The sequence below is a fragment of the Polyangium mundeleinium genome (assembly GCF_028369105.1).
In the GTDB taxonomy this organism is placed as follows: Bacteria; Myxococcota_A; Polyangia; order Polyangiales; family Polyangiaceae; genus Polyangium; species Polyangium mundeleinium.
On sequence record NZ_JAQNDO010000001.1, the window covers coordinates 7021575 to 7043072 of the forward strand.

Annotated in this window: 18 protein-coding genes; 8 read left to right on the plus strand and 10 right to left on the minus strand. The window is 68.3% G+C overall.

What is annotated here, in order from left to right:
• The first annotated feature begins 7 nt into the window (after positions 1-7).
• Positions 8-688, plus strand: coding sequence for a helix-turn-helix domain-containing protein (locus tag POL67_RS27780; RefSeq protein ID WP_271922398.1), 681 nt, complete (start codon positions 8-10; stop codon positions 686-688).
• A 330-nt stretch (positions 689-1018) separates the two neighbouring features.
• Here the strand turns inward: POL67_RS27780 and folD are convergent, their stop codons facing one another.
• The 4 genes from folD to POL67_RS27800 form a co-directional block, all read right to left on the minus strand.
• On the minus strand, positions 1019-1879 hold the full coding sequence (gene folD / locus POL67_RS27785) for a bifunctional methylenetetrahydrofolate dehydrogenase/methenyltetrahydrofolate cyclohydrolase FolD (protein ID WP_271922400.1): 861 nt from the start codon (positions 1877-1879) through the stop codon (positions 1019-1021).
• A 27-nt stretch (positions 1880-1906) separates the two neighbouring features.
• Positions 1907-2395, minus strand: coding sequence for a thioredoxin domain-containing protein (locus tag POL67_RS27790; protein WP_271922401.1), 489 nt, complete (start codon positions 2393-2395; stop codon positions 1907-1909).
• 87 nt (positions 2396-2482) lie between these two features.
• On the minus strand, positions 2483-3364 hold the full coding sequence (locus POL67_RS27795) for a hypothetical protein (RefSeq protein ID WP_271922403.1): 882 nt from the start codon (positions 3362-3364) through the stop codon (positions 2483-2485).
• A gap of 71 nt (positions 3365-3435) precedes the next feature.
• The gene (locus POL67_RS27800) at positions 3436-3921 is read right to left on the minus strand and encodes a hypothetical protein (protein ID WP_271922405.1); all 486 of its coding nucleotides are present in this window, start codon (positions 3919-3921) and stop codon (positions 3436-3438) included.
• 99 nt (positions 3922-4020) lie between these two features.
• Between POL67_RS27800 and POL67_RS27805 the strand changes: the two genes are divergently transcribed.
• Positions 4021-4404 (plus strand): hypothetical protein, encoded by a 384-nt coding sequence (locus tag POL67_RS27805; RefSeq protein WP_271922406.1) that lies wholly within the window; start codon positions 4021-4023, stop codon positions 4402-4404.
• A gap of 4 nt (positions 4405-4408) precedes the next feature.
• Here the strand turns inward: POL67_RS27805 and POL67_RS27810 are convergent, their stop codons facing one another.
• Complete coding sequence (locus POL67_RS27810) at positions 4409-4843, minus strand: hypothetical protein (protein WP_271922408.1); 435 nt, start codon at positions 4841-4843, stop codon at positions 4409-4411.
• 1015 nt (positions 4844-5858) lie between these two features.
• Positions 5859-6041: a hypothetical protein gene (locus POL67_RS27815; RefSeq protein ID WP_271922410.1), complete on the minus strand. Its 183-nt coding sequence runs from the start codon at positions 6039-6041 to the stop codon at positions 5859-5861.
• Positions 6042-6527: 486 nt separating this feature from the next.
• On the opposite strand from POL67_RS27815, the gene POL67_RS27820 reads away from it, so the two are divergent.
• Positions 6528-7031 (plus strand): DUF4329 domain-containing protein, encoded by a 504-nt coding sequence (locus POL67_RS27820; RefSeq protein WP_271922412.1) that lies wholly within the window; start codon positions 6528-6530, stop codon positions 7029-7031.
• Between the two features lie 466 nt (positions 7032-7497).
• Complete coding sequence (locus POL67_RS27825) at positions 7498-8067, plus strand: hypothetical protein (protein ID WP_271922414.1); 570 nt, start codon at positions 7498-7500, stop codon at positions 8065-8067.
• Positions 8068-8292: 225 nt separating this feature from the next.
• Here POL67_RS27825 and POL67_RS27830 read toward each other — a convergent pair whose 3' ends face one another.
• Positions 8293-8832: an RNA polymerase sigma factor gene (locus POL67_RS27830; protein WP_271922416.1), complete on the minus strand. Its 540-nt coding sequence runs from the start codon at positions 8830-8832 to the stop codon at positions 8293-8295.
• Between the two features lie 575 nt (positions 8833-9407).
• Here POL67_RS27830 and POL67_RS27835 point away from each other — a divergent pair.
• Together POL67_RS27835 and POL67_RS27840 are read left to right on the plus strand one after the other, a co-directional pair.
• The gene (locus POL67_RS27835; protein WP_271922418.1) at positions 9408-10262 is read left to right on the plus strand and encodes an SPM autocatalytic domain-containing protein; all 855 of its coding nucleotides are present in this window, start codon (positions 9408-9410) and stop codon (positions 10260-10262) included.
• A gap of 210 nt (positions 10263-10472) precedes the next feature.
• The gene (locus POL67_RS27840; protein ID WP_271922420.1) at positions 10473-11366 is read left to right on the plus strand and encodes a hypothetical protein; all 894 of its coding nucleotides are present in this window, start codon (positions 10473-10475) and stop codon (positions 11364-11366) included.
• Positions 11367-11412: 46 nt separating this feature from the next.
• On the opposite strand, the gene POL67_RS27845 is transcribed toward POL67_RS27840, so the two are convergent.
• Positions 11413-12849, minus strand: coding sequence for a cytochrome P450 (locus POL67_RS27845; RefSeq protein ID WP_271922422.1), 1437 nt, complete (start codon positions 12847-12849; stop codon positions 11413-11415).
• A 197-nt stretch (positions 12850-13046) separates the two neighbouring features.
• On the opposite strand from POL67_RS27845, the gene POL67_RS27850 reads away from it, so the two are divergent.
• Positions 13047-15719: a transglycosylase SLT domain-containing protein gene (locus POL67_RS27850; RefSeq protein ID WP_271922424.1), complete on the plus strand. Its 2673-nt coding sequence runs from the start codon at positions 13047-13049 to the stop codon at positions 15717-15719.
• Between the two features lie 7 nt (positions 15720-15726).
• On the opposite strand, the gene POL67_RS27855 is transcribed toward POL67_RS27850, so the two are convergent.
• Positions 15727-17274, minus strand: a complete 1548-nt coding sequence (locus POL67_RS27855; protein WP_271922426.1) for a hypothetical protein — start codon at positions 17272-17274, stop codon at positions 15727-15729.
• A 47-nt stretch (positions 17275-17321) separates the two neighbouring features.
• On the minus strand, positions 17322-19016 hold the full coding sequence (locus POL67_RS27860; RefSeq protein ID WP_271922428.1) for a M61 metallopeptidase family protein: 1695 nt from the start codon (positions 19014-19016) through the stop codon (positions 17322-17324).
• A gap of 171 nt (positions 19017-19187) precedes the next feature.
• Between POL67_RS27860 and POL67_RS27865 the strand changes: the two genes are divergently transcribed.
• Complete coding sequence (locus POL67_RS27865) at positions 19188-21482, plus strand: glycoside hydrolase domain-containing protein (protein WP_271922430.1); 2295 nt, start codon at positions 19188-19190, stop codon at positions 21480-21482.
• Positions 21483-21498 lie beyond the last annotated feature (16 nt).

The window sequence follows — 21498 nt, forward strand, 5'->3', positions numbered from 1 at the left end:
GCCCCAAATGAAAGCGACGAAGGGCAAGGCGCGGCCAGCAGAGGACGTCATCCCCGAGGAGGCGCCCGCAAAACCGGCCGAGGAGACGCCCGAGGAGAGCGCAGCCGCTCCGCCAGGAGAAGCCGCCGCCGACATCGCGCCCGTGGTCAGCGGCAACCTGAAGCGCCTGCGCACCGAGCGTGGTCTCTCCCTGGAGAAGCTCGCGCGCGCCTCAGGCGTGAGCCGCGCCATGCTCGGGCAGATCGAGCTCGGCCAGAGCACGCCAACGATCAGCGTGCTCTGGAAGATCGCACGCGCACTCGACGTGCCCTTCTCCGCGCTCATCAACCCCGAATCCGGCCCCGGCGCGATGGTCCTGCCCGCCGCACGCGCCCGCGTGTTACGCAGCGTCGACGGCTCCTTCCAATCCCGCGCACTCTTCCCCATGGACCGGCCGCGCAGCGTGGAGTTCTACGAGCTGCGTCTCGCCCCCCACGCCGAAGAGCGCGCCGACCCGCACCCACCAGGGACCGTCGAAAACCTCGTAGTAAACGCAGGCCGCTGCGAGATGACCATCGGCGCAGAAAAACGAATGCTCGGCACAGGCGACGCCATCGTCTTCGAAGCCGACGTGCCGCACGTGTACCGAAACCCCGACGCAAGCGACACGATCATGTACCTCGTCATGACGTACGCGCAGAGGCTCTAGCTAGGGGGCTGGCTGTTCGCCGGGGTTTCACCCCGGGCCCGACCAGGGGTTGTCCACCCCTGGACCCGGACCAGGCACAGCCTGGACTGGGGGTTGAAAAACTGCGCTCCGCGCAGTTTTTCAAACAGGCCGACGAAGAAGCCGGGTCGCCAGCCGAACCAGCAGCGCGGCGGTCTTGGTCGGCAACGCCGCTGCTGGTCTTGACCGGGCCTGTTCGATGAGCTGCGCGGAGCGCAGTTCATCGAGCTTGGGTCCAGCCCCTGGCTGGTCCGGGTCGAGGGGCGGACAGCCCCTCGTCGGGGTCCGGGGTGAAACCCCGGCGCTATGCCCTCAGCGACCGGCTGTCCGGGCCCAGGCCGCGCGTGCCGTGTTCTGCAACAGACATGCGATGGTCATCGGCCCGACGCCGCCGGGCACGGGCGTGATGAACGAGGCGCGGGCGCGGGCGCTGTCTGTGTCTACGTCGCCGCAGAGCTTGCCGGCTTCGTCGCGGTTCATGCCCACGTCGATCACGACGGCGCCTTCTTTGATCCAGTCGCCTTTCACCATCCGCGCGCGGCCTATGGCGACGATCAGCACGTCGGCCTCGCGACAGACGGCGGGGAGATCCTTCGTTCGTGAGTGCGCCATTGTCACGGTCGCGTTGGCGCCGAGCAGCAGCATCGACATCGGTTTGCCCACGATGTTGCTTCGCCCCACGACGACGACGCGTGCTCCTTCGAGGGAGCGACCCGTCTCTGCGAGCAGCCGCATGCACCCTATGGGCGTGCATGGCACGAGCGAGGCCTTCCCCGTGGCCAGCCGACCTGCGTTGCTCGGGTGGAAGCCGTCCACGTCCTTCGCTGGCGACATTGCGTCGATCACGAGATCCTCGCGGATGTGCTTCGGCAGCGGGAGTTGCACGAGGATCCCGTCGACGGTCTCGTCTGCGTTCAACGCGGCGATTCGATCGAGCAGCTCCGCTTCGCTCGTCTCGGCGGGCAGCCGGTGGAGCCGCCCTCGCATGCCGACCTCGTTCGAGGCTTTTTCCTTGTTGCGCGTGTAGACCACGCTTGCCGCGTGCTCGCCTACGAGGATCACGTCGAGACCGGGCGGACGACCGTGCTTTGCGACGAACTGCGCGACGTCTTCGCGCACCTCGTCACGCACCTTTTGCGCCAGGGCTTTCCCGTCGAGGAGGGCTCCACTCATGCGGCGAAGTCTAGGCAGAAATCTGCGCTAGGCCACATGTGCGCGCCGGGGATCGGTTCCGCCCGCACGGTCGATCCAGGCGACGAGCTGCGCGGCGCGGACGAGCCCGGCTTGCGACACGATCACCTCGCCTCCGCGGAGCACCACGAAATGTGGGATCCCGCGGACGCCGAACCGACTGGCGAGCTCGGGGTGCTCGTCGGTGTTCACCTTGAGCACGATCGCCTTTCCGGCGCGCAGGGAGGCGGCGCGGGCGACCTCCGGCGTCGCCATGCGGCACGGGCCGCACCAGGGCGCCCAGAAATCCACGAGCACCGGCACCTTCGCGGTCCGGACGATGTCCCCGAACTCCCGGGCGTCGACCTCCAGCGCTTCCGCGAGCGGCGGCAACGGCGCTTTGCAGGCGCCGCAGCGACCGGTGTCGCTCAGATGATCAGGAGGAATGCGGTTTTTCGTCTGGCAAGACGGACAAGTGCGGATCACGGGTACCTCGGCGTCGAGCGGACGGGCGCGCACCGACAGCACGCTCGCAACCCGGCGCCATGCGAGCGCCGTGCCGACGCCTGGAACGATTTCGCGGAACGCCGTCCCGTTCGGCGCCTTCTAGCAGTACTCCGCGATGATCTCCCAGCAGGCGTGGGCGAACTCGCTGTAGAGCGAACGATCCAGCTCGCGCGGCGGCTCGTGCATCACGCCCTTGTTCTCGGCGAACAGCGAAAACAGCGCGCCTTCGATCTCGTTCGCCGTCTCGACCCACAAGAACTCTTCGATCGCGTGACAGATCTGATCACGGATCAGCGTCGGGACCTCGCGGAGCTGCACCTTGCCTTGCAAGCGGCGCGCGACCATCGAGGCGATCCGCTCGGCGTGCTCGGGCCAGCCGCGCAGCGCCTTGTGGAACGTCGAGCCGACGAGGCGCAAAATCTGCTGCGCCAGGCGCCGCACGCGCGGCCTTTGCACCCGCTCCTCGTGCTCGGCGACCATCGACAGGTACTCGTCCGTCAGCAGCCGCTTCAGGTCCTCGGAGAGCATGCTCTGCGACTCTTGCGTGAGCTTGAGCTCCACGATCTGCGCGAGGAACACGTCGCGCAGGACGCTGAGGCGCGAGATGAGCGTGCCTTCGGGCGTCGTGTCGAGGATGAGGGCGAGGGGATCGATGAGGTGCCGACCGAACGTCGTGAGGACGTGGTCGAGGATCCGCTTCTGGTGTTGCTCGCGGGCGAGGACGGAGAGCGCGCGCGTCAGGATTTGACGGTTCGGCGCGTCCACGAGCACGTCGCCGGCGGCGGAGCCGTAGTCGTACATGCGGAGCGACGTCAGCATCTCGCGGAAGGCTTCGATGTTCTCGGCCGTCCCGCCCTCCTCGCCGTAGACGCGGATGACGAGGCCCGAACCGGCCTGGGCGAGGAACAGGCGGTGGATCTCCTGCTCCACGTCCTGCTCGCTGATCAGGCCCGGAGGCGGGGGCGTAGACGGCTCGGGCATAGGGTTCCTTTCCTTCACGAACGCTGAACTTGTGTAGCGCGGTCGGGGCGCGACTCGGAACGAAAAGCGCGTCAGGACGGTACGACGAGCCGCTGCGCGAATTCCCGCGTGCTCGTGGGCAATCGCTTGTCCCCGGACACGCGGCGGATGTCGTCCTGCACCTCGCGCAGCTCCGAGGGTCGGAGCCACGCGAGCGCCAGGAGGGTCGTGTAGTTCATGTTTTTCGCGAGCACGGCGCGGACGATGCCGAACGCGGGGAAGGCGAGGGAGGCTTCGAACTCCGGCAGCCCCAGCGCCCGTCCGGCTTCGTCGAGTTTGTCATCGAACTTGTCGCGTTTCCACTCCAGCACTTCGTGGAAAACATGCGCATCTTCCGCACTGTACGGAGTGATCGTGTCGCCCTCGGCGCTCGCGAGCACGAACGCTCCTTCGGCATCCGTCCCCACGCGCGCGCCCGAGTCGAGCGTCACGAACGGGAGGAACGTGCGCCCCCCGATCGACTCGCCCTTGCCTTCGGCCGCGATCGCGCGGACGTGCAGGCGGAACGTTTCGTCCATCGCTCGATTCTCTCATGAAAACGACCCGCGCACAGAGCCCGTGGTAAGCTCGGTGCGCACGTTTCCGTCCGCGGCGATCAACACGGGAGAGTACCGGGAATGGGCAAGGCGTTCGGGTGGGGCCTCGCAGCGCTCCTCGTCACCGCGGCCGCATGCACGGCAGACGGAGACGACGTCGGGAGCGGAGGCGGCGGCGGTGACGCAAGCGGAAGCGGAAGCGGAAGCGGCGGCGGAAGCGCAAGCGGCGGCGGAAGCGCAAGCGGAAGCGGCGGCGCGGCGCCTGATTGCGCCGACGGCCTCCCCAACGGCGACGAGACCGGCGTCGATTGCGGCGGCCCGACGTGCGGCCTGCTCGGCTTCAAGTGCCCCAAGGGCTCAGGCTGCCTCAGCTACGACGATTGTTTGACCGGCAACTGCTGTGGCGCGAGCGGCGCCCAGCTCGGCACCTGCATCGCCGCGGACGAGACCTGCATGATCCGCTGAAGGCTCAGGACAGATCGAGGATCCGGTAGTGGTGCCGGTAATCGAAGAGCGGCGAGATCGCGTGCGCGGAGAGCCGCAAGAGGTCGGCGACCCGCGGCTCGTGCGAGATGAAGAGCACGAAATCCTGGTGCACCTCGGCGAAGAGCTCGAACAGGCTCGACCGCTGCTGCACGGCGAGCGAGGGCGGCTTCTTCCGGTGCTTGCCGGGATCGGCGCGGAAGCGCTTCGAGAAAAAGGGACGGTCGTCGCTCTTCACGCTGCGCAGGATCCGCTCGAGATCCTGCGGCCCGACGCGATCCGGCACGAGGCCGCAGAGCGTGATGCCGGGCGCCATCCGCGCCTCGTCGAGGTCGTCGAGCTCGCTCGAAATGCACGTCTCGGCCACGAGCCCCGCAGCCTTCATCCGCTCCATCTCGGCGAGCAGGGCCGACTTGTACATCGCGGGAGACGCATGCTCCGGCGACGCGGGGACATACCCAAAAATGAGACCTCCACGCATGGACCCACGGATCAGGTCCTCCATCCGGTACGCCATGCCCCCCTCCGACGTGACGCGCTGATGGAGGAAATCTGTACTCCCGGCGCGCCGCGTCGCAACCCGGGCAAGCGCGTCGAGCGGAGGGCGAGGGGAGCGGCCGACCGGGGCGGTTTGCGGCGCAAACACGTCCAGAGCGCGGCGCGCGGGGGGCTTCGTGCGTGGCGAAATGGATCGGTCCGTCGCCGACGACCCAGTTCTGCGCGGAGACATCAGCCGGGGGCCGACGACGGGGTCGTTTTGCGATGCAGGACGGGGGATGTCGGCCGCCGACGGTGTCGTTTTGCGATGCAGGACGGGGGACGTCGGCCGACCACGAGCGGGGTTTGCGGCGGCGGAAGGGGGGAACGAGCGACGCACTGGCGTGTTTTGCGGCGTGAGGCAGGGCGGCGGCGGGGAGCGGGGCGGTTTTGCGGGGCGGGACACCGGGGGTCGACGACGTCCCCCCGTGTTTCCGCGCGATCCGCCCCAGGGGCCGATCGAGCGGCGTCAACGGGCCATGCGGCAGGTTCCCGCCACGCAGCGCACCGGCCGTGGTGCGGCGCATCGGCAAACGGAGCGCCCGCGATGGCATTGCGCCCGGGTCCAGCGGGAGGCAATGGCATCGAGCTCCGCCTGGTGGACCCTCGTGTTCGCAGCGAAGGAGCAGCCGCCCAGCCCCACGCCACAATGCCCATGAAGCACCTGGCAACGGTCCGTTTCCTCTTCGCATGCCGTCGTGCGCGGGCTCGTGATTTTCTCCTCGTATTCGCGCTCGATGGCATCACAGACCTGCCGGTCCACCAGGGACGTCTCCGGGGCATGGGTGTTCCCATCCCCGGGCTCCTCCGGCGTTCCGACACAGGAAAGCAAAAGCGCACAGGGCAACAAATGGGCGATGGCGTTCATGGCGGCTCCCTTTCCCCTTGGCTCGCTTTCGTCAGCGCGCCGGACGCAAGCCCTGGAGCTCGGCAAGAAGAATGCCGCCCGACGTGTACAGGGGGAGACCGATCCACGTCCATCTCGCCCGCTTGTCTTCATCGACGAGACGCGCCGAGCCGCCGCTCGAGACCCACCGCGCCGAGTTGCCCCCGCCGAGCCCGGCGACAGAGAAGCTCAGCATGACCTGCGCGATCGGCTCGCTCCTGGGCGGGCGCGGAAGCTGATCAAGGGCTTGACCGGCGTCGCCATCCGGAACGCCGTCGAGGCGCAATCAACATCGTTGTACAATTACCGTGAGTATCAAACAACTCCACCGCCTGCAGCACGAATGTAACCGAACCACCTCTTGACTCATACGGATCTAGCAAAGCAAGCTGGGCTCACTTCAGTCCAGAGCGCACTTCACACGCGCAATGAGCGATGCCGCATAGGACTACGAAAACGCATTTCGTGCGCTGAGCAAGTCCGACCGCCGCATCGTCCCACGCACCAGCCTGTGGATCAGCTCTGAGAGAAGCGTACGTTTGCTGCATAGGCAGTACCGGGTTCCGGTCGGGTTGTCCAGGAAGCAATTCGACGAGGCCCCGGAATGTGTGACGATTCAAAAGGTGATGTTTTCTGCATCGTAGCCGATGTTTACGGGATTCGTGTCAAGGAGATCATGATCATGGGACAGAAGAAGGCAGGCGGAAGAATGCTCGGTGTTGCTGTTTTGGCACTACTGACGACTGTAATCCTTTCAGGCTGTGCCTACGAAACGAGTGAGGAAGAGACGCAAGAGACCTCGGACGCGCTCTATGATTCCCCGCAGCTTACGGGCAGCGGTGTTCTCGCGTTGCACGCTGCGCAGGCTCTCACACAAGCAAATGGAAATGCGTGGGAGTACTGCGGTTTGGTCGTCCGGAAAGCCAACGGTGAGTACCGCGCTGGAGCCCCGGTGACACAGAATTCCCAGACATCCTGCTCGGCGAGCATTTCACTATCTTCGGGCGAAAGCGTCGTGGGCTTTTACCATACGCATCCTGCCGGGGTGGAGGATGAGTTTAGCCCCGAGGACATAGCTGACGCCGAAGCCGGCAATCGCATGTACTTCGTGGCATGCAGCGATGGCTGTGGCTATAGGTACGACCCCGCGACCAATATCACCTGGGGTCTCGGTTGCTCGTTCTGAAAAATCTGGTAGCGTCGAGTGAACCCATAAAGGTATGGGTCTGCTTCAAGGATAGGTCTTAATGCGCATGACCTGGTTGCGACATTTCAGTGCGGCAGTAACGCTTGGTCTCTGTTCATGCGCAGCCGGGAGCGCGAGAGAAGCCACATCGCCAAAGACAGACCATGGCGTCCATCCACCGGCCACGGGCGGTACCGATGGACAGGACGTCGGGCGTGGGGCTCCGTGGCCCGGTTGGATGGCCGTTCCGGATCCACAAACCCGTCCGGACGACATCGAGTGCGCCGGGCGGGTCGAAGCACCGATATGGGGTTTCAGGCGCGAGGATGGGGAACGGGTGGTTCCTGTACAGGTCGACAAGTGGGCTCCCGTCGTGGACGCCCTCCCTGTCGAGTTGCCAGAGGAACTTCGGTCCAGCGTTCCCAGCGGCGCTGCACGTCGCGTCGTTGATGTAAACGATGGCTGGTTGATCGCGATCGACAAAGGGGAGTTTGGTGCAGGACTCTTCTGGATCGACAAGCTTGGTACACGAGCCCGTCGCATCGACACCGCGCTCGACGAACGGATACGATGGATCTCGCGCGTCAAGTTCGGGGTCATCGGAATCGCCGGACTTTGCCATGGCGAGGCGTGCGCGCGGCACACGATGGTCTATCGAGTCGAACGCAATGAGCAAGGTAGCTGGGCACTGGCGCCGCATGCAGATCTCGTCGGTTGCCCGGCGACGCACGTGGTCGATCACGGCACGGACGCCGTGCTCATCGGCACCTGCGGCGCGCTGTACCGAGTGACCAAAGCTGGTGCGGAGACGGTGGGGCAATGGTCAAAGCTGCTAATACCGCGCGCGTTTGATGCCTCCGTGACAGGGGACATGCACGGCGACGCCTACGTGAGCTTCGGCCGGCTGATTGCACGATTCTCGAAGAAAGGAAAGGCGGACTGGTTTGCTCCTACGTCGTGCGCGAGCGTCCGCCTTCATCCAGGAGGAGAATGTTCCTGCGTCACGGCGGAAGGCAACGGCAAGCCCGGCCCTTGACCATCCTGGCGTAGAGTTCCGGCCTCACCGGGGCCCGGAGTGGAGCCCCGGCGCGGCAGCTTCCTCGATGTCACGGATGGACCGCTCCCGACGTAGACGAATCCGACCGGGAAGGTGATCCTGCGCGGGTGAGTGATCTTCTGCTCGGGATTCGGACGTAGGGAGGGAGCGGGAGAGGGAGAGGGAGCGCAAACGCAAACGCAAACGCAAGCGCAAGCGCGAGCGTCAGAGGGGGGCGCAGTGCGCCAGGCGGAGCCGGGCGAGGCGCAGGCGGGCGTAGGCGGTCTTCAGGCGGATCCGGAGCGCGCGGGCAATCTGCGGCATCGAACGGCCTTCGATTTCGTAGGCCCAGAGCACGGCCGCGAGCTTTGTGTTGAGCTTCCGAAGGGCCTTCCATAACAGGCGGGCCGCGTCCATGGCCTGCGTCGTTCGCGGGTGGACCAGGGGCTCAGGGAGCTCGCCCGTGAGCGCTTCCCAGCGATTGCGCGCGAGCTTGCGATGGTTCGACGCGCGATAGAGCGCGACCGTGAAGAGCCAAGACCGCGCTTGCTCGCCCCCCACGAGGCCGTCCCACCGTTGCCAGACGACGAGAAAGACCTCCTGCACGAGGTCGTCCACCTCGCGCGGCTCCACGCGGCCATGCTTGAGGAGGACGGAACGAACGAAGGGCCGGTATTCGCGGTAAAACCGCGCGAAAAGCGCCTCCGGGGAGGGAAAGGGGACAGGTTTCTTGGCGGATTCAGGGCAGACGTCTAGATGGGTCACAGCTTGTGGACTCCGGTTCCTTCGGGGTTTGCAGGTCAGACGCCGGTCGGTGTTACCAGCACCGGCTGGCGTCGCTTTTTTTGTGTCTCATGAATCGGGGGGAAAGGCAATCGCGAAAGGCTTGGATTGGTTCGTCGCGGGAGAACCCGCGTTCCATGCGGAATGCGGCAATGGTGCTCGCAATGGGCCCGCGGATCCAGGCCGAACGGGCGGGCCGCCCTGGGGGGACGGCCCGCCCTCGATTCACGATGCGCGGCGGTAGATGAGGCGTCTTAGCGGCCCGTTGGAAGAACTGCGCACCGCGCAGTTCTTCCACAAAAGGTCCAGCGCTTGCGCTGGTTCGGGTCGAGGGGCGAACAGCCCCCGCGGGGCCCGGGGCGACGCCCCGGCACGACGGCCTGCGAGGAGACCCATGCTCAGCTCTACGACACCCCGATGACGTGCAGCGCTGCGTTCTGGCGCAATGTGGCGCGCTTTTGGAGCGGCACACGAGACTTTTCCTGCGTCAAAGGGCATTGAGGTCTTCGTGAACCATGGCACATGGATTGCTGATGTGAGCTGCGGAGGTTCCGCTCATGGCTTATCTGCTTCGATTCGCTCGTCTCGTGCTGATCCTCGTCCCCGTCCTTTCGCTCGGAGCTCTGGGATGCGTGACAGAGGTCACCTCCGGCGGCGGGGAAGGCGGCGGCGGGGAAGGCGGCGGCGGGGAAGGCGGTAGCGGGGAAGGCGGCGGCGGGGAAGGCGGCGGCGGGGAAGGCGGCGAAGGCGGCGAATCCCAGGTCTGCGCGGCGTATACGGGCGCCGGCTGCACGCCTGGCGAGACAGACATATTCTGTAGTAAGTGCACGATCGTCGAAGGGTGTGAGACGATCTGGGTGGAGCCGTCGCCCTCGTTCGAGTGCCCCAGCACGCCGCTCGTGCTCTCCTTCGACGGGGAAGCCGTCGAATTCGCCGTCGACGCGACCTGCACGTTCGACCTGAATGGCGCCGCGAGCCAGGTCACGGATTGGCCCACGTCGCGCACGCCGTGGCTCGCCTTCGATCGGGACGCGAGCGGCGCCATCGAGAATGGCTCCGAGCTCTTCGGCTCGATGTCCCCGCTCTCGAGCGGCCGCACCGCGCCCAACGGCTTCATCGCGCTGCGCGAGCTCGACGAGAATCACGACGGGCGTATCGACGCGAACGACCCGCTCTTCTCGCGCCTGCTCGTCTGGGCCGATCGCGACGCGGATCGACGCGCCGCGCCGGCCGAGCTCCGGGGCGCGGGCGCCGTCGAGATCGAGTCGATCAGCCTCGATTACGTGTCCGTACCTCGCTGCGACGCGCGCGGCAATTGCGAGGTCGAGCGCGCCCCGTTCGTCTATCGCGACGCCGCAGGCGCTCTGCGCACCGGGACGGTGATCGACGTCCACCTGCCGTCGCAGCGCTGATCCTGCTCGTTTGAGCGCAAATCTGCGGCACGGGCGCACGACGGTACGCTCGCCGTCCCCGAGCGGGATCCCCTGAATGCCCGTCCCCCTCGCGCTTGCGCTTGCGCTCGCGCTTCCTCTCCCGCACCCGCACCCGCTCCCGCACCCGCCCTCCGCCCCCGACGCATCAAACTTGTACCCGCTCGCCCGCCCACCGTACGCTTTCATCCCATGGCCGCCCCCACCATCGACTCCGACACCTCCCTCCTCGTCCAGGTCGAAGAGCTCTTCCGCAACGAAGCCCGCCTCCTCGTCCACCCCCTCACGACCTCCCTCGCGGGCGACTTCACGGCCCTCTTCGAGGGCACCTGGGTCCCTCTCCAGGCCCAGGAAATCCAGCTCATCCGGGCGCTCATCCACGCCGAGGCCCGCGTCTGGTATGCGGACATGCGGCTCGACGCATTCGTGGATCGCTTCCATCCTGCGCTCCTCCTCGCCGTCAACAAGGACACCTCCGATGCGCGGTATACGGCCCTCTTCTCCAAGCGCCCGCACGAGCTGAAGCGCCCTGTCCTCGGCGGCCAGCTCGCCACCATGCTCAAGTGGCCGGAGATCCTCTCCGGCGCGGCCTATCAAGGGTTCCCCGACGTCGTCGCCTTGCTCCCGGAACTCCATGCGCGCCTCGCCGTGGCCACCGACGCGCAGGATGCGCGCGACACGGCCCTCGAAAACCTCAAGAATTTCCGCACCGTCGGTGAGCGCATGCTCTTCACCGACGCGTTCAATGCCCTCCGCAAGGCATCCCTCGGCAAGCTCCTTGAAATGCCGCACAAGCTCACCGCCGAGGCCCTCCCGAGCGATTTTGCGGATTGGTTCTTTCCCCCGCGCCGCCGCGGCGGTGAGGAGGCGACTGCCAAGGAGCTCGGCGAGCGCATCGAGGCCTTGGAGGCCGAACTCGCCGAGCTGAAGCAACGACACCAGGCAGCCCTCGACAAGGAGCAGGCCGAGGCTGCCCGCAAGCAGTCGAGGGAAGAGAAGCGCGCTGAGCTCGAGGCTGCGCGCAGGGAAGCTGCGGAGAGGGCGAAGCGTGTGAAGGAGCTCGAGGCCGAGCTCGACAAGGGGTGAAACGAACGACGCCTGGGTGCGCGCCGCGATCAGCCGCGCGGCGCGCTCACGAGAGATCGACGAGCGTGCGGATCTCACCCTTCGGCTCTGGCCGTCGCGTGTTCCGCGGCCGCGGCGCGCGGCGCGTCGTGACGTCCATCGGCAGCCCGTTCTTCGGCGCGCCGGAGATCCCTTTGAGCTGCAAGGAGATCTCGGTGTCCGGCCGGAGCGCGAACCGGAATCGTTGCAACGCCATCGGCAGGATCAGGCGCATGGCCAGGTTGGCGAAGCCGTGGCCGATGCACATCCGCGGCCCCGCCCCGAAGGGCAGGTACTCGAAGGGCGTCGGCGTGATGCGGCTCCATCGACCCGGCAAGAAACGCGCGGGCTCGGGGAAGACGTCGCCCATCCGGTGCGTGACGAGCGGGCTCAAGAGGATCCGGGATCCCTTCGGGAGCGTGTATTTCCCGAGCGTCGCCTGCTCCCCGACGAGGCGGAACGAGCAGATGGGCGTCGCCGGGAGGATCCGCGCGGACTCCTTGAGGACCGCGTCGAGCAGCGGCATGGACGCCGCGTGCTCGGCCGTCGGCGTCTCGCCGCGCAGCACGGCGTCGATCTCGTCTTCGAGGTCGTACAGGATCTCGGGGTGCAGCGCGAGGAGCAGCAGCGCCCAGGAGAGCGACTGCGCCGTCGTCTCGTAAGCCGCGATGTAGACGAGGATGCTCTGCGCGACGAGCTCGACGTCGCTGAGCCGCGAACCATCCTCGTCGTGCGCGTGGATCAGCGCCGAGAACATGTCCCGCCCGTCGCTCGTCGCGCGCCGCTCCTCGATGAGCGCGAGGAGCCGCTCTTCCAGGCGCTTCGCGTCACGCAAGAGCTTCCTGTACGGCGTGCCGGGCACGTCGTAGGGCAGGATCAAGTTGGCGGGGGAGAGGAACCCTTCGAGCAGCGCGATCGACAGCGAGCCGAGGGGATCCCCGCCGGCCGACACATCGACGCCGAAGAGGCAGCGCATGATGACGCCGAGCATCAGGTCCAGCATCACGCGCGAGGCGTCCACGACCCCGCCCGGCACCACGCGGCGGAGGGACGCCTCGGTGACCGCGACGATATCGTCTCGGTAGGCCAGGATCCGCGCTTTCTGGAACGCGGGCATGAGCATCCGGCGCAAGCGGCGGTGATCCTGGCCGTTCTTGCTCATCATGTTTTCCCGCAACATGCGCCCGAGCGCGCTGTCCTCGGGCAGCGGGAACGGCGGCTCGCCGTGCGAGAGGAACGTGCTGTCGTCGCCGAGGACCGCGCGGTTGTGCTCGGCGCCGAACGCGCAGACCATCGCGGGGCTGCCTCCCGTGATCGCCGCGATGTCGCCATGACGCCGATGGAGCGCGAGCAGCGAGGTCACCGGCTTGCTGAAGAACCGGAACGAATTGCCGCTCTCGCCGAGGACCGGAAGCGCGCGCGGACCGGGGATGGGAACGCGAGGGAGCTTGGGGTTGGCAGGCATTTCCGCCTTGTATCACGTTCCACTTTCGCCTCTTTCGCCCCCGACGCAGCCTCCCTCGCGGCGACGACGAAACGTGGGGAGGGGCTGGAAGCCTTGCTCGACGAGGGGTGATACGAACCGCGCCCAGGTCCCGCGACCAGGCCGGCGCCGCGAAACGATCTTTCCCCCCGCCTGAACTTGTCGAACAATGCCCCGCGATGAAGCCGCGCGTCAGGCGAGCGCTCTTGCTTTCCGGGGCCCTCCTCGGCGTGGCCGGGATCCTCGGCGCGCTCGCCTCGCCCTCGATGCGCGCCTCGCTCTCCGCCGGCTACCGCGCCTTCCGCGATCCCACGCTCCTCGACAAGCCCGTGATCGAGGATCCCACAGCTCCGGTCGCCCGCCGCATGCCGGGCGAGGAGGAGAGCCGGCTGCTCGACGCGGCCATCGCCAAGGACTTCGAGAAGGCGAAGGAAAACGATCTCGACGATCCCGAGGGCACGACGCTCGCCACGCTGGCGATGCCGGATCTGAAGATCCCCGTCACCCGCCGCACCATGCGCTTCGTGCGGTTCTTCGCGAAGACCGACGGCGGCCGCGCCATCTTCGGCGATCGGTACCAGCGGAGCGGCCGGTACCGCCCGATGATCGAGCACAGCCTGCGCGAGTCGGGTTTGCCCGAGGATCTCGTGTGGCTCGCGGCGGTCGAGAGTGGCTTCGATCCACGCGCCGTCTCGCCCGCGGGCGCGGCCGGGCTCTTTCAGTTCATGCCCGAGACGGGCGCGCTCTACGGCCTCGATCAATCGCAGTGGGTCGACGAACGCCGCAGCCTCCGCCGCTCGTCGACCGCTGCCGTCGCGCACCTGCGTGACCTCTACGAGCGCTTCGGCCGCTGGGATCTCGCGCTCGCGGCCTACAACGCAGGCATCGAGACCGTACTCCGGGGCATGGCGCGTGTCGCCGAGACGCGCCCGCAAGGCGCCCCGCAGACGCCCATCGGCTTCGCCGAGCTCGCGCAGCAAAAACTCTTGCCCGAGGAGACGGCGAATTACGTCCCGCAGATCGTGGCCTTCGCGATCGTCGCGAACAACCGCGCGCGCTTCGGGCTCGACGGGTTCCACGCCGATCCATCGCTCGAGATGGGCGAGATCGCCGTGCCCGAGGGCACGCGCCTGCGCACGATCGCGCGCGCCGCCGGCATCCCCACGCGCCTGCTCCGCGAGTACAACCCCGAGCTCTTGCGGGATCGGACCCCGCCCTTCGGCGGCGATTACATCATCCACCTGCCCGCCGAGCGCGTGCAGCAGACGCTCGCGGCGTTCCCGGCCTACCTCGAACACGAGCGCGTCGATGATCCCAGCGCCGATCCCGTCACGGAGCACGCGAGCGCGATGCGCGCGCCGTCGATCCCGGGCGTGGACGAGGGCGACGAGGACGACGGCCCGCTGCCGCCGCGCCCGTCGCCGATCGGCAAGAACCGCCTGCCCGATTTTGCCCTTCCGGGGCAGGGCCCGCCCACGCTGAGCATGGCGAGCCTCGGCCCGATGGGCGCGAAATTGCCGTACGTCTCGATCGGCGGCGGCGTCGGCTGGCAGCCGAACCGACCGGACGATCCGCTCGCGGTCTTCGCCGCGGAGGAGCGCCGCGCGCCCGCGGCGGCCGCGAAGGGGCTCGGCGGCGCGGCTCTCGAAAAGCAGCTCGGCTTCATCCCGGCCGCGCGGATCGAGCCGCCGCCGGATCCCTTCCAGCGATTCGTCCTGCCGAACGGTGTGGCTATGCGCGTGCGCGAGGACGCCTCGGCGCCGCGCGTGGCGATCACGATCCGCATCGCGCCGGACGAGGGGAAGATCGCGGGCACGAGCGAACCTGCGGGCGAGGCGGGCGCGGGCGAGACGCGGCACACGATCACGGTGGGCAAGCGGGATCTCGACCTCGGCCTGGAGCTCGCGGCAGGACGCTTGCGGCTCCTGCTCGGCGAGACGTCGGGCGCGCAGCTCGCGAGCTTGCGGCGCTTCTCGGCGCTGCCGCGGCGGCGCTTGCTCGAAACACAGGCGTACGGCCCGGCGTGGCTCGCGCTCGGCGACGCGCTCTTCCCGGCGGGCCACCCGCTCGAAGGGTACGTGCTCGGCGCCCGCGAGGACGCGGCTGTGGCGCGGGATCTCTTGCTCGCGGAGTCGATGGCCACCGAGCGCACGCCGACACGCGCGTCAGTCACGGTGATCGGCGACGTGAGCCGCACGCGGATCGAGGAGCTCGCGAAGCGCGTCTTCGCCACGCTGCCCGCATCGCCGGACGCCCTTCCGATCGGCCCGCACCCGCGCGAGGAGCGGCTCACCGTGGAGCAAAACGTCCCGGCGACGCGGGCGCTCTACGGCTGGATCGCGCCGGGCGAAGAGGACGTGAAGGAGCACGCGGCGATGCGCGTGGCGATGTGGATCCTTTCGAGCTCGAAGGGTGGGCGGCTCGATCGCGCGCTCGTCGAGAAGGGGTACGCCTCCGAGGTGCGCGCGATGCTCGACGCGGGCAGCCGCGCGAGCGTGGCCGTGGTCGAGGTCGTGCCTGCGGTGCCGCACGATCTCGCGGCGGTGGAGCCGCGGCTCGACGCGGAGATCGACGCGTTCATCCAGGCGGGCCCGACGGGCGTGGAGATCGCGTATGCGGTCGCGCATCTGAAAGCGGGGCTCAAGAAGGAGATCGCGAGCCAGCGTGGGCCGGTCGTGGAGAACGCGCCGAAGTTCGCGAACAGCGCGCGGATCCGCGAGGCGCTCGCGCCGGGCGCCGCGGAGGCGCTGATCGAGGAGCTCGACAAGATGAGCGTGCAGACGATGCGAACGGCGCTGCGGAAGACGCTCGCGCGTGGGCACCGCGTCGTCGTGACGACGGCGCCGAAGTGAGGCGGGGCTAGCGCTTCGTGCTCGCCGCCGTGTTCTCCGGCGGCATCTCAAACGTCTCGACTGCCTTCAGGAGCTCGTCCTTCACGCTCGCAAACACCTCGGTCCGGGCGAAGGCGATCACCTGGAACGCCCGATCTCCCCGCGCGAAGAGCCCATAGAAATACTCGAGCTTCATTCCTTCCGCCTCGGCATGGACGCGGAGCAGGCGCGCATTCTTCGAATCCGTGCGGAGCGGCTCGCGCGACTCGATCGTCCCGTGCATGCGCTCGAGGATCGAGCTCGCCACCGCATCCACGTACTTCTCCAGATCCACGACCGCGCCCGGCGCGTGCTCGGCCACCACGAAGACGTGCGCGTCTTTGTCCGGACGAACGATCCAGCGATCCGCGAGCGGGTTGTCCTTTTGCGTCACCTCGCGCTTGCGCAGGGCCCACGCCTCGCTCGGCGGCGTCAGCGTGTAGTTCGTCGCGACGCCCGTGAGCTTGCCCGGCGGCAGGGCCTCGGCGTCCGCCGGCAGGCCCGGCTTCTCGTCCGTCGGCAGCTCGAACGACTCCACGCACGCGCGAAGCTCGGGCTCGACCTGGGCGAACACCTTCTTCGGCGCGTAGGCGACGACCTGGTAGCCGCGCTCGTACGTCGCCACCACGGCCGTGAGCGACTCGATCTCGATCCCGCTCGTCGTCGACCGCGTGTGCACGAGCCGCCCGTCCTCCGGGTGCGTGCGGAGCGGGACGCGGTCCACGAATTCGAAGGCCGTCGCGCTGCTCTTGCCGTTCTTGATCACCGCGTCGACCATGGCGTCCGGCAGCACCAGCATGCCGGGCACCTTCTCGGCGACGACGAGCACGTGCGCGTCGACATCGGGCCGCGAGATCCAGCGATCCGCGAGCGGGTTGGTCTTCCTCGCCGCCTCGGGCTTGCGAAGGCGCCAGCGATCCGAGGGCGCGCGCAGGCGGTAATGGGACGCCTCGCCCGTGACCACGCCCGCCGGCGTGCTCTCGATGTCGCCGCGGGCCTGCCAGATGAGCACGGCCATCGGGTTCGTGCCCGTGAGCTCCGCGGACAGGCCGAGCACGCGGAGGAACGCGTAGATGCCGAAGAGCGCGCCGCCCACGGCCATGCGAGGTTTGCCCGCGTCCCCGACGAGCAGGAGCAGGAGCGAGGAGCACACCACGAACTGCATCCCCGCGAGGAACGGATCCTTCAACGCGGCCTGCGCCGTCATCACGAAGAGCCCGATCCCCATGCGCACGATGGCCCAGAGGAGGAGCTTGCGGCTCCGGTAGAGCAAGCTGGTCCCGATCAGGCCGTCGATGAGCGCGGAGATGGTCAGCGCGACCGGCGACGAGAGGACGCTCGGCTCCCGACCGTTTGCCGGCAGCGCCACCTCGACCAGCAAGAACACGGCGTTCACGATGAGCAGGCCGCCGGCGATACGCTGGGCGGACGTCGCGGTGTCCGGCGCATGGACGACGGGCGGCTCGCGCAGCGGCGCCGTGGGGGGAGCATAGGCGTTCGCCTCCGGGGGCGGCGCGTCGGGGGCCTGGTTTGTCATGGCAGGGCGATGGTACGCCCGGTCCAGGCACTCCGTCGATGGGCGCTTCAATCGCGGCAGCGCGTTTTTTCTGCCCAGCGGACGACCTGACGCTCGGCCACGGGCAGATACCGAATCTTGCGACCTCGGCCGCGGTCGGCGACGACGACCTCGACGGGTTCGTCCGTGTCCTCGGTACGCCCGGCCGGCACCTTCGACGAGAGCACGAGCGCGCCTTCTTCGAGGCCCGCGCGCGCGGCGGCCGAGCCCGCGACGAGGCCGCGGATCACCCCGGGCGTACGGCGCAGGCTCGCCTCTTCGAAGCCGAGCTCGTACACCTTCGATTTCGTACGCGCGCGGTGGAAACACGGACCAAAGGCATCACCGTCCAGGGTGATCTCGCCGTGGCCGCGCACCATGACCCAATCGAGCTCCTCGCCGCGCGCGGCGCCGAGCTCGCGCGCGACGAGCTCTCCGAGCGCCGAGACCGGGAGGTCGGTTTTTTTTTCGGCGGCGGCGCGATCGAGCAAGGCGCGCACGAGATCGTCGAGGGACCGCTCGCCGCCCGAGGCTTTTCGCAAGGCCGCGTCGAGCGCCGCGGCGTAGAGCGCGCCGCGCTGGTAGTCCTTCCGCGAGCGCGCGTGCGCCGGCAGCTCCGCCTCCGCGTTCACGAGCGTGCGCTCGAGATCCGCCGCGAAATCACGCGCCCCGATGAGCTTCTCCGCGAGGGCGATCTTCCGGGCGTAATGCACGGCAAATCCCTCGGAGAACCAGACTTGCTCGCGACCCTCCGCGACGAGACGGACGGCGCCGCCGATCCAGCGGTGCGAGAGCTCGTGGGCCGCGGCGATGGTGACGGCGGCGTCGAAGGGCCGCTCCTCGCCGATCCACAACCCGAACGAGCGCCCGAGCAGCGCGCCGTCGTGGCCTTTCCCAAGCCCGGGCTCGGCGGCGAGGAGATACGAAAAATCGGTGTTCGTCGCGGTGCCGGAGCGCGGAGCGCCGCCGAAGAGGCGCGCGAGCGCGGCGTGGGCGCGGGAGATCGTCGCGAGCGTCGCTTCGGGTTCGAAGGCCGGGCGTCCGAGGAGAACGAGGCGCTCTTTCTCGGACGCATCGACCGTGCGGAGCCGGCCCGCGAGGTACACGGCATTCGCGAGCTCGGCGGGCGTCGCGTCCGCCTCGACGTCGTCGCCGACGCCGAACGAGCTCGCGCCCGAGGCGCCTGGCGTGAGGGCGCCGGGGCGGATCTGGACGTGCACGGCGAGCGGCTCGTTCGTGCGGGGCAAGAGCAGGAACGTGTGGCCCACGCCGGACAGGCGCTCGCGATCGAGGTGCAACGCGAAACGCGCGGCGTCCTTGGGCGCGGAGGCGACACCGTAGGTGATCGCGAGGTGCGAGGTCGGCGCGCGGCCAAGCACGAGAATGCGATCAGGGCCTTCGTCCGGGCCGGGTTGCGTCGGGATCACGCCCTCGCCGTCGCGCACGCGGATCCCGCGCAGCGCCGTCATGCCGTCGATCCCGGCCCAGGAGCGGGCGATGCCGAGCGCCTTCGCGCGCGCGGCTTCAGGGCCGACGAGGTGGACCTCGACGTCGAGCGCGCTGCGATCGGGCCGCGGCGTCAGCCGCACGGTCAGGCCGTCCGGGAGCGAGGGCAGGGGAGGGAGTGGCTCGGCGGGACGCGTGGGGGACGCGGGATCCACGGGCGCGGAGGCGGAGTCGCCGCAGCCGGGGAGCGCCGCGCCGCCGAGGAGGGCGAACGCCAAGGGAAAAAGGTTTTTCGAAGTGAAACGCACGGCGATGCGGGGGGACGGGCAGGGCGAGCGGGCAGGGTGATAGCAGAGACCTGCGGGGGGCGGAACGTGCTCGGGCGGGCGAGCGCCCCACCGCTCGCGTTTTCCCGTGGCTCCGCCGTACCATCGGGGGTGGAGGACCTGATGCCCCGCCTTCGTTTCGCCTTGCTCGTGCTCCCGCTCCTCGCTTGTGGCTCGCCCGACGGCCCGCCCGGCGGCAATGGAACACCGCCGCTCCCGCCTTGCACCGATTGCACGCCCTCGGGCGATCGCGCCTTCGTCCTGCCCTCGCCCGCGGGCGCGACGCTCTGGACCGCGACGCCCATGGACAAGATCCTCCGCGAGGCCACGCCGCCTTCCCGCATGGGCGACGGCATCCACATCTCCGCGGCCAAGAACGAGCTCGAACCTTTTCAGATCGTCGTCCGCCCCGACGCCGCCGGCCAAGCCTCGATCACGCTCACGCCCTTCACCGGCCCCGGCACCCTCGACGACGTCCGTATTCATCGCGTCGGGTACGTCCGCATCACGGAGCCCTCGGATCCCTCGTCGATCGTGAGCCCCTACGTCCCGGATCCGCTCCACCCGACGGCCTTCGGCGCCTCGCACGACCTCGCCGCGGGCGAAAACCAGCCGTTCTGGATCACCGTGCGTGTCCCGCCCGGGGCCGCCGCCGGGGAGTACACCGCGACGCTCACGGTCACGGCCGCGGGCGCCACGCAGGACATCCCCGTCACGCTCCATGTCTACGATTTCGAGCTCCCGGCGAAGCTCGGCTTCGACGGCAACTGGAACACGAGCTTCGAGGCCCTCGGCGGCAGCGAGAGCCTGGAGAAGGTCCGCGCGCTGAAAGACTTCTTCTACGAGCACCGCCTCGTCCCCACCAGCGTCGCCTGGCCGGCCGGGCTCAATTACAACGGCGGCATCGCGTACGATTGCGCGACCGGGACGTTCATGGAGGAGAACAATCCCTACGACTTCTCCCAGCTCGGCCCCGCGTACATCGACGGCACCGGGTGGAACGGGGTCGGGTTTCCCTCGTTCCAGATCATGCAGTTCGTCGACAACGTCAGGCCCCGGCCGCAGACGTTCTGCGGCAAGGACCGCGGCCAGGACGCCTTCGGCACGCCCGAGTACAACGCCGAATGGTCGAAGCTGCTCGCCGCGATCGACGCCTACCTCGTGGCGAAGGGCTGGCAGGACAAGGGGTATTACTACGTGCAGAACGAGCCCCAGGGCCCGGAGGATTACGCCGTCGCCGCGTTCCTCGCGGACCTCGCCAAGAAGGCCGCGCCGAACCTGCGCATCGCGATCAGCGAGGAGCCGAAGCCCGAGATCGCCGAGCACGCCTCGATCGGCGGCGGCCATTACGACCTCTGGTGGGCCGACCTCTCGGAGTTCGATCCCGACTACGCCAAGGCGCGCCAGGCGATCGGGGAAACGGTGTGGTGGTACTTCCTCTACGGCGACCTCCCGCCGCATTTCAACCCCATCACGATCGACCACCCCGGCATCGAGACGCGCATCGCCCACTGGGCCGCGTGGAAGTACCGGATCCGCGGGTTCGCTTATTATTCGGTCACGGGCTGGGGGAATGACCCCTACCAGAATCCGCGGCCGCAGGGCACGAAGCAGAACGGCGACGGCTTTCTCCTGTATCCGCCCGAGGACGGCGCGCTCGTGAGCAGCATTCGCTGGGAGCTTTTGCGCGAAGGCGCCGAGGATTTCGAATACCTGCTCCGCGCGGCCGGCGGCACGATGCCCGTGACGCCGGATCAAGCCGCGGGCTGCGACCTCTCGGCCGCGAGCGCCGTCTCCTCGCCGACCTCCTTCACGCGTGACGCCTCCGCGCTCGCGCACCTGCGCGACCAGCTCGGCCTTTACCTCGAAGGCAAGGTCAACGGCTGCCCGGCGCTCGACTCCACCCCGGAAGGCGCCCACCCGCGCGCCGCCTATTCCATCAACTTCCAGGACCCGAACGGGCAACCTGCCGCGAATCCGCTCGTGGTGGACGGCCACGAATGGCTGAAGATCGGCTGGGAGGCCTACGACGCGAAACAAGGGTACGGCTGGTCCGGGCCGTACATCGGCGATCCGGGGATCATGCTGTACAAATACTTCCCAGACGCGCCGGTCTCGGAGCTCCAGAGGAGCGTCATCTACAACGATTACGGGCGCACCGACACGTTCAACTGGGACATCGAAAAGGGCAAGTACGAGGTCACGGTCTCCATCGGCTGGTACGAGGGGACGTACGAGAAGCATCGTGTCGTCGTGGAGGGGCAGACGCTCTTCGACTCCGTGGCCACGACGCCCGCCGAGCCCTACCGGGTCGCCTCGGTCGTCGTCGACGTGAACGACGGCAACATCACGATGGAGGTCGGGCAACAGGACGAATACACCATGCTGAACTGGATGCGCATCGTGCCCGTGCCTTGAGCCGCGGGCGCCGCGT

Bases quoted from the DNA above. Each gene is read 5' to 3' on its own strand.
- POL67_RS27780 (WP_271922398.1), top strand. From the start codon at position 8: ATGAAAGCGACGAAGGGCAAGGCGCGGCCAGCAGAGGACGTCATCCCC.
- folD (WP_271922400.1), bottom strand. From the start codon at position 1,879: ATGAGTGGAGCCCTCCTCGACGGGAAAGCCCTGGCGCAAAAGGTGCGT.
- POL67_RS27795 (WP_271922403.1), bottom strand. From the start codon at position 3,364: ATGCCCGAGCCGTCTACGCCCCCGCCTCCGGGCCTGATCAGCGAGCAG.
- POL67_RS27800 (WP_271922405.1), bottom strand. From the start codon at position 3,921: ATGGACGAAACGTTCCGCCTGCACGTCCGCGCGATCGCGGCCGAAGGC.
- POL67_RS27805 (WP_271922406.1), top strand. From the start codon at position 4,021: ATGGGCAAGGCGTTCGGGTGGGGCCTCGCAGCGCTCCTCGTCACCGCG.
- POL67_RS27810 (WP_271922408.1), bottom strand. From the start codon at position 4,843: ATGTACAAGTCGGCCCTGCTCGCCGAGATGGAGCGGATGAAGGCTGCG.
- POL67_RS27815 (WP_271922410.1), bottom strand. From the start codon at position 6,041: ATGCTGAGCTTCTCTGTCGCCGGGCTCGGCGGGGGCAACTCGGCGCGG.
- POL67_RS27820 (WP_271922412.1), top strand. From the start codon at position 6,528: ATGGGACAGAAGAAGGCAGGCGGAAGAATGCTCGGTGTTGCTGTTTTG.
- POL67_RS27835 (WP_271922418.1), top strand. From the start codon at position 9,408: ATGGCTTATCTGCTTCGATTCGCTCGTCTCGTGCTGATCCTCGTCCCC.
- POL67_RS27840 (WP_271922420.1), top strand. From the start codon at position 10,473: ATGGCCGCCCCCACCATCGACTCCGACACCTCCCTCCTCGTCCAGGTC.
- POL67_RS27845 (WP_271922422.1), bottom strand. From the start codon at position 12,849: ATGCCTGCCAACCCCAAGCTCCCTCGCGTTCCCATCCCCGGTCCGCGC.
- POL67_RS27850 (WP_271922424.1), top strand. From the start codon at position 13,047: ATGAAGCCGCGCGTCAGGCGAGCGCTCTTGCTTTCCGGGGCCCTCCTC.
- POL67_RS27855 (WP_271922426.1), bottom strand. From the start codon at position 17,274: ATGACAAACCAGGCCCCCGACGCGCCGCCCCCGGAGGCGAACGCCTAT.
- POL67_RS27865 (WP_271922430.1), top strand. From the start codon at position 19,188: ATGCCCCGCCTTCGTTTCGCCTTGCTCGTGCTCCCGCTCCTCGCTTGT.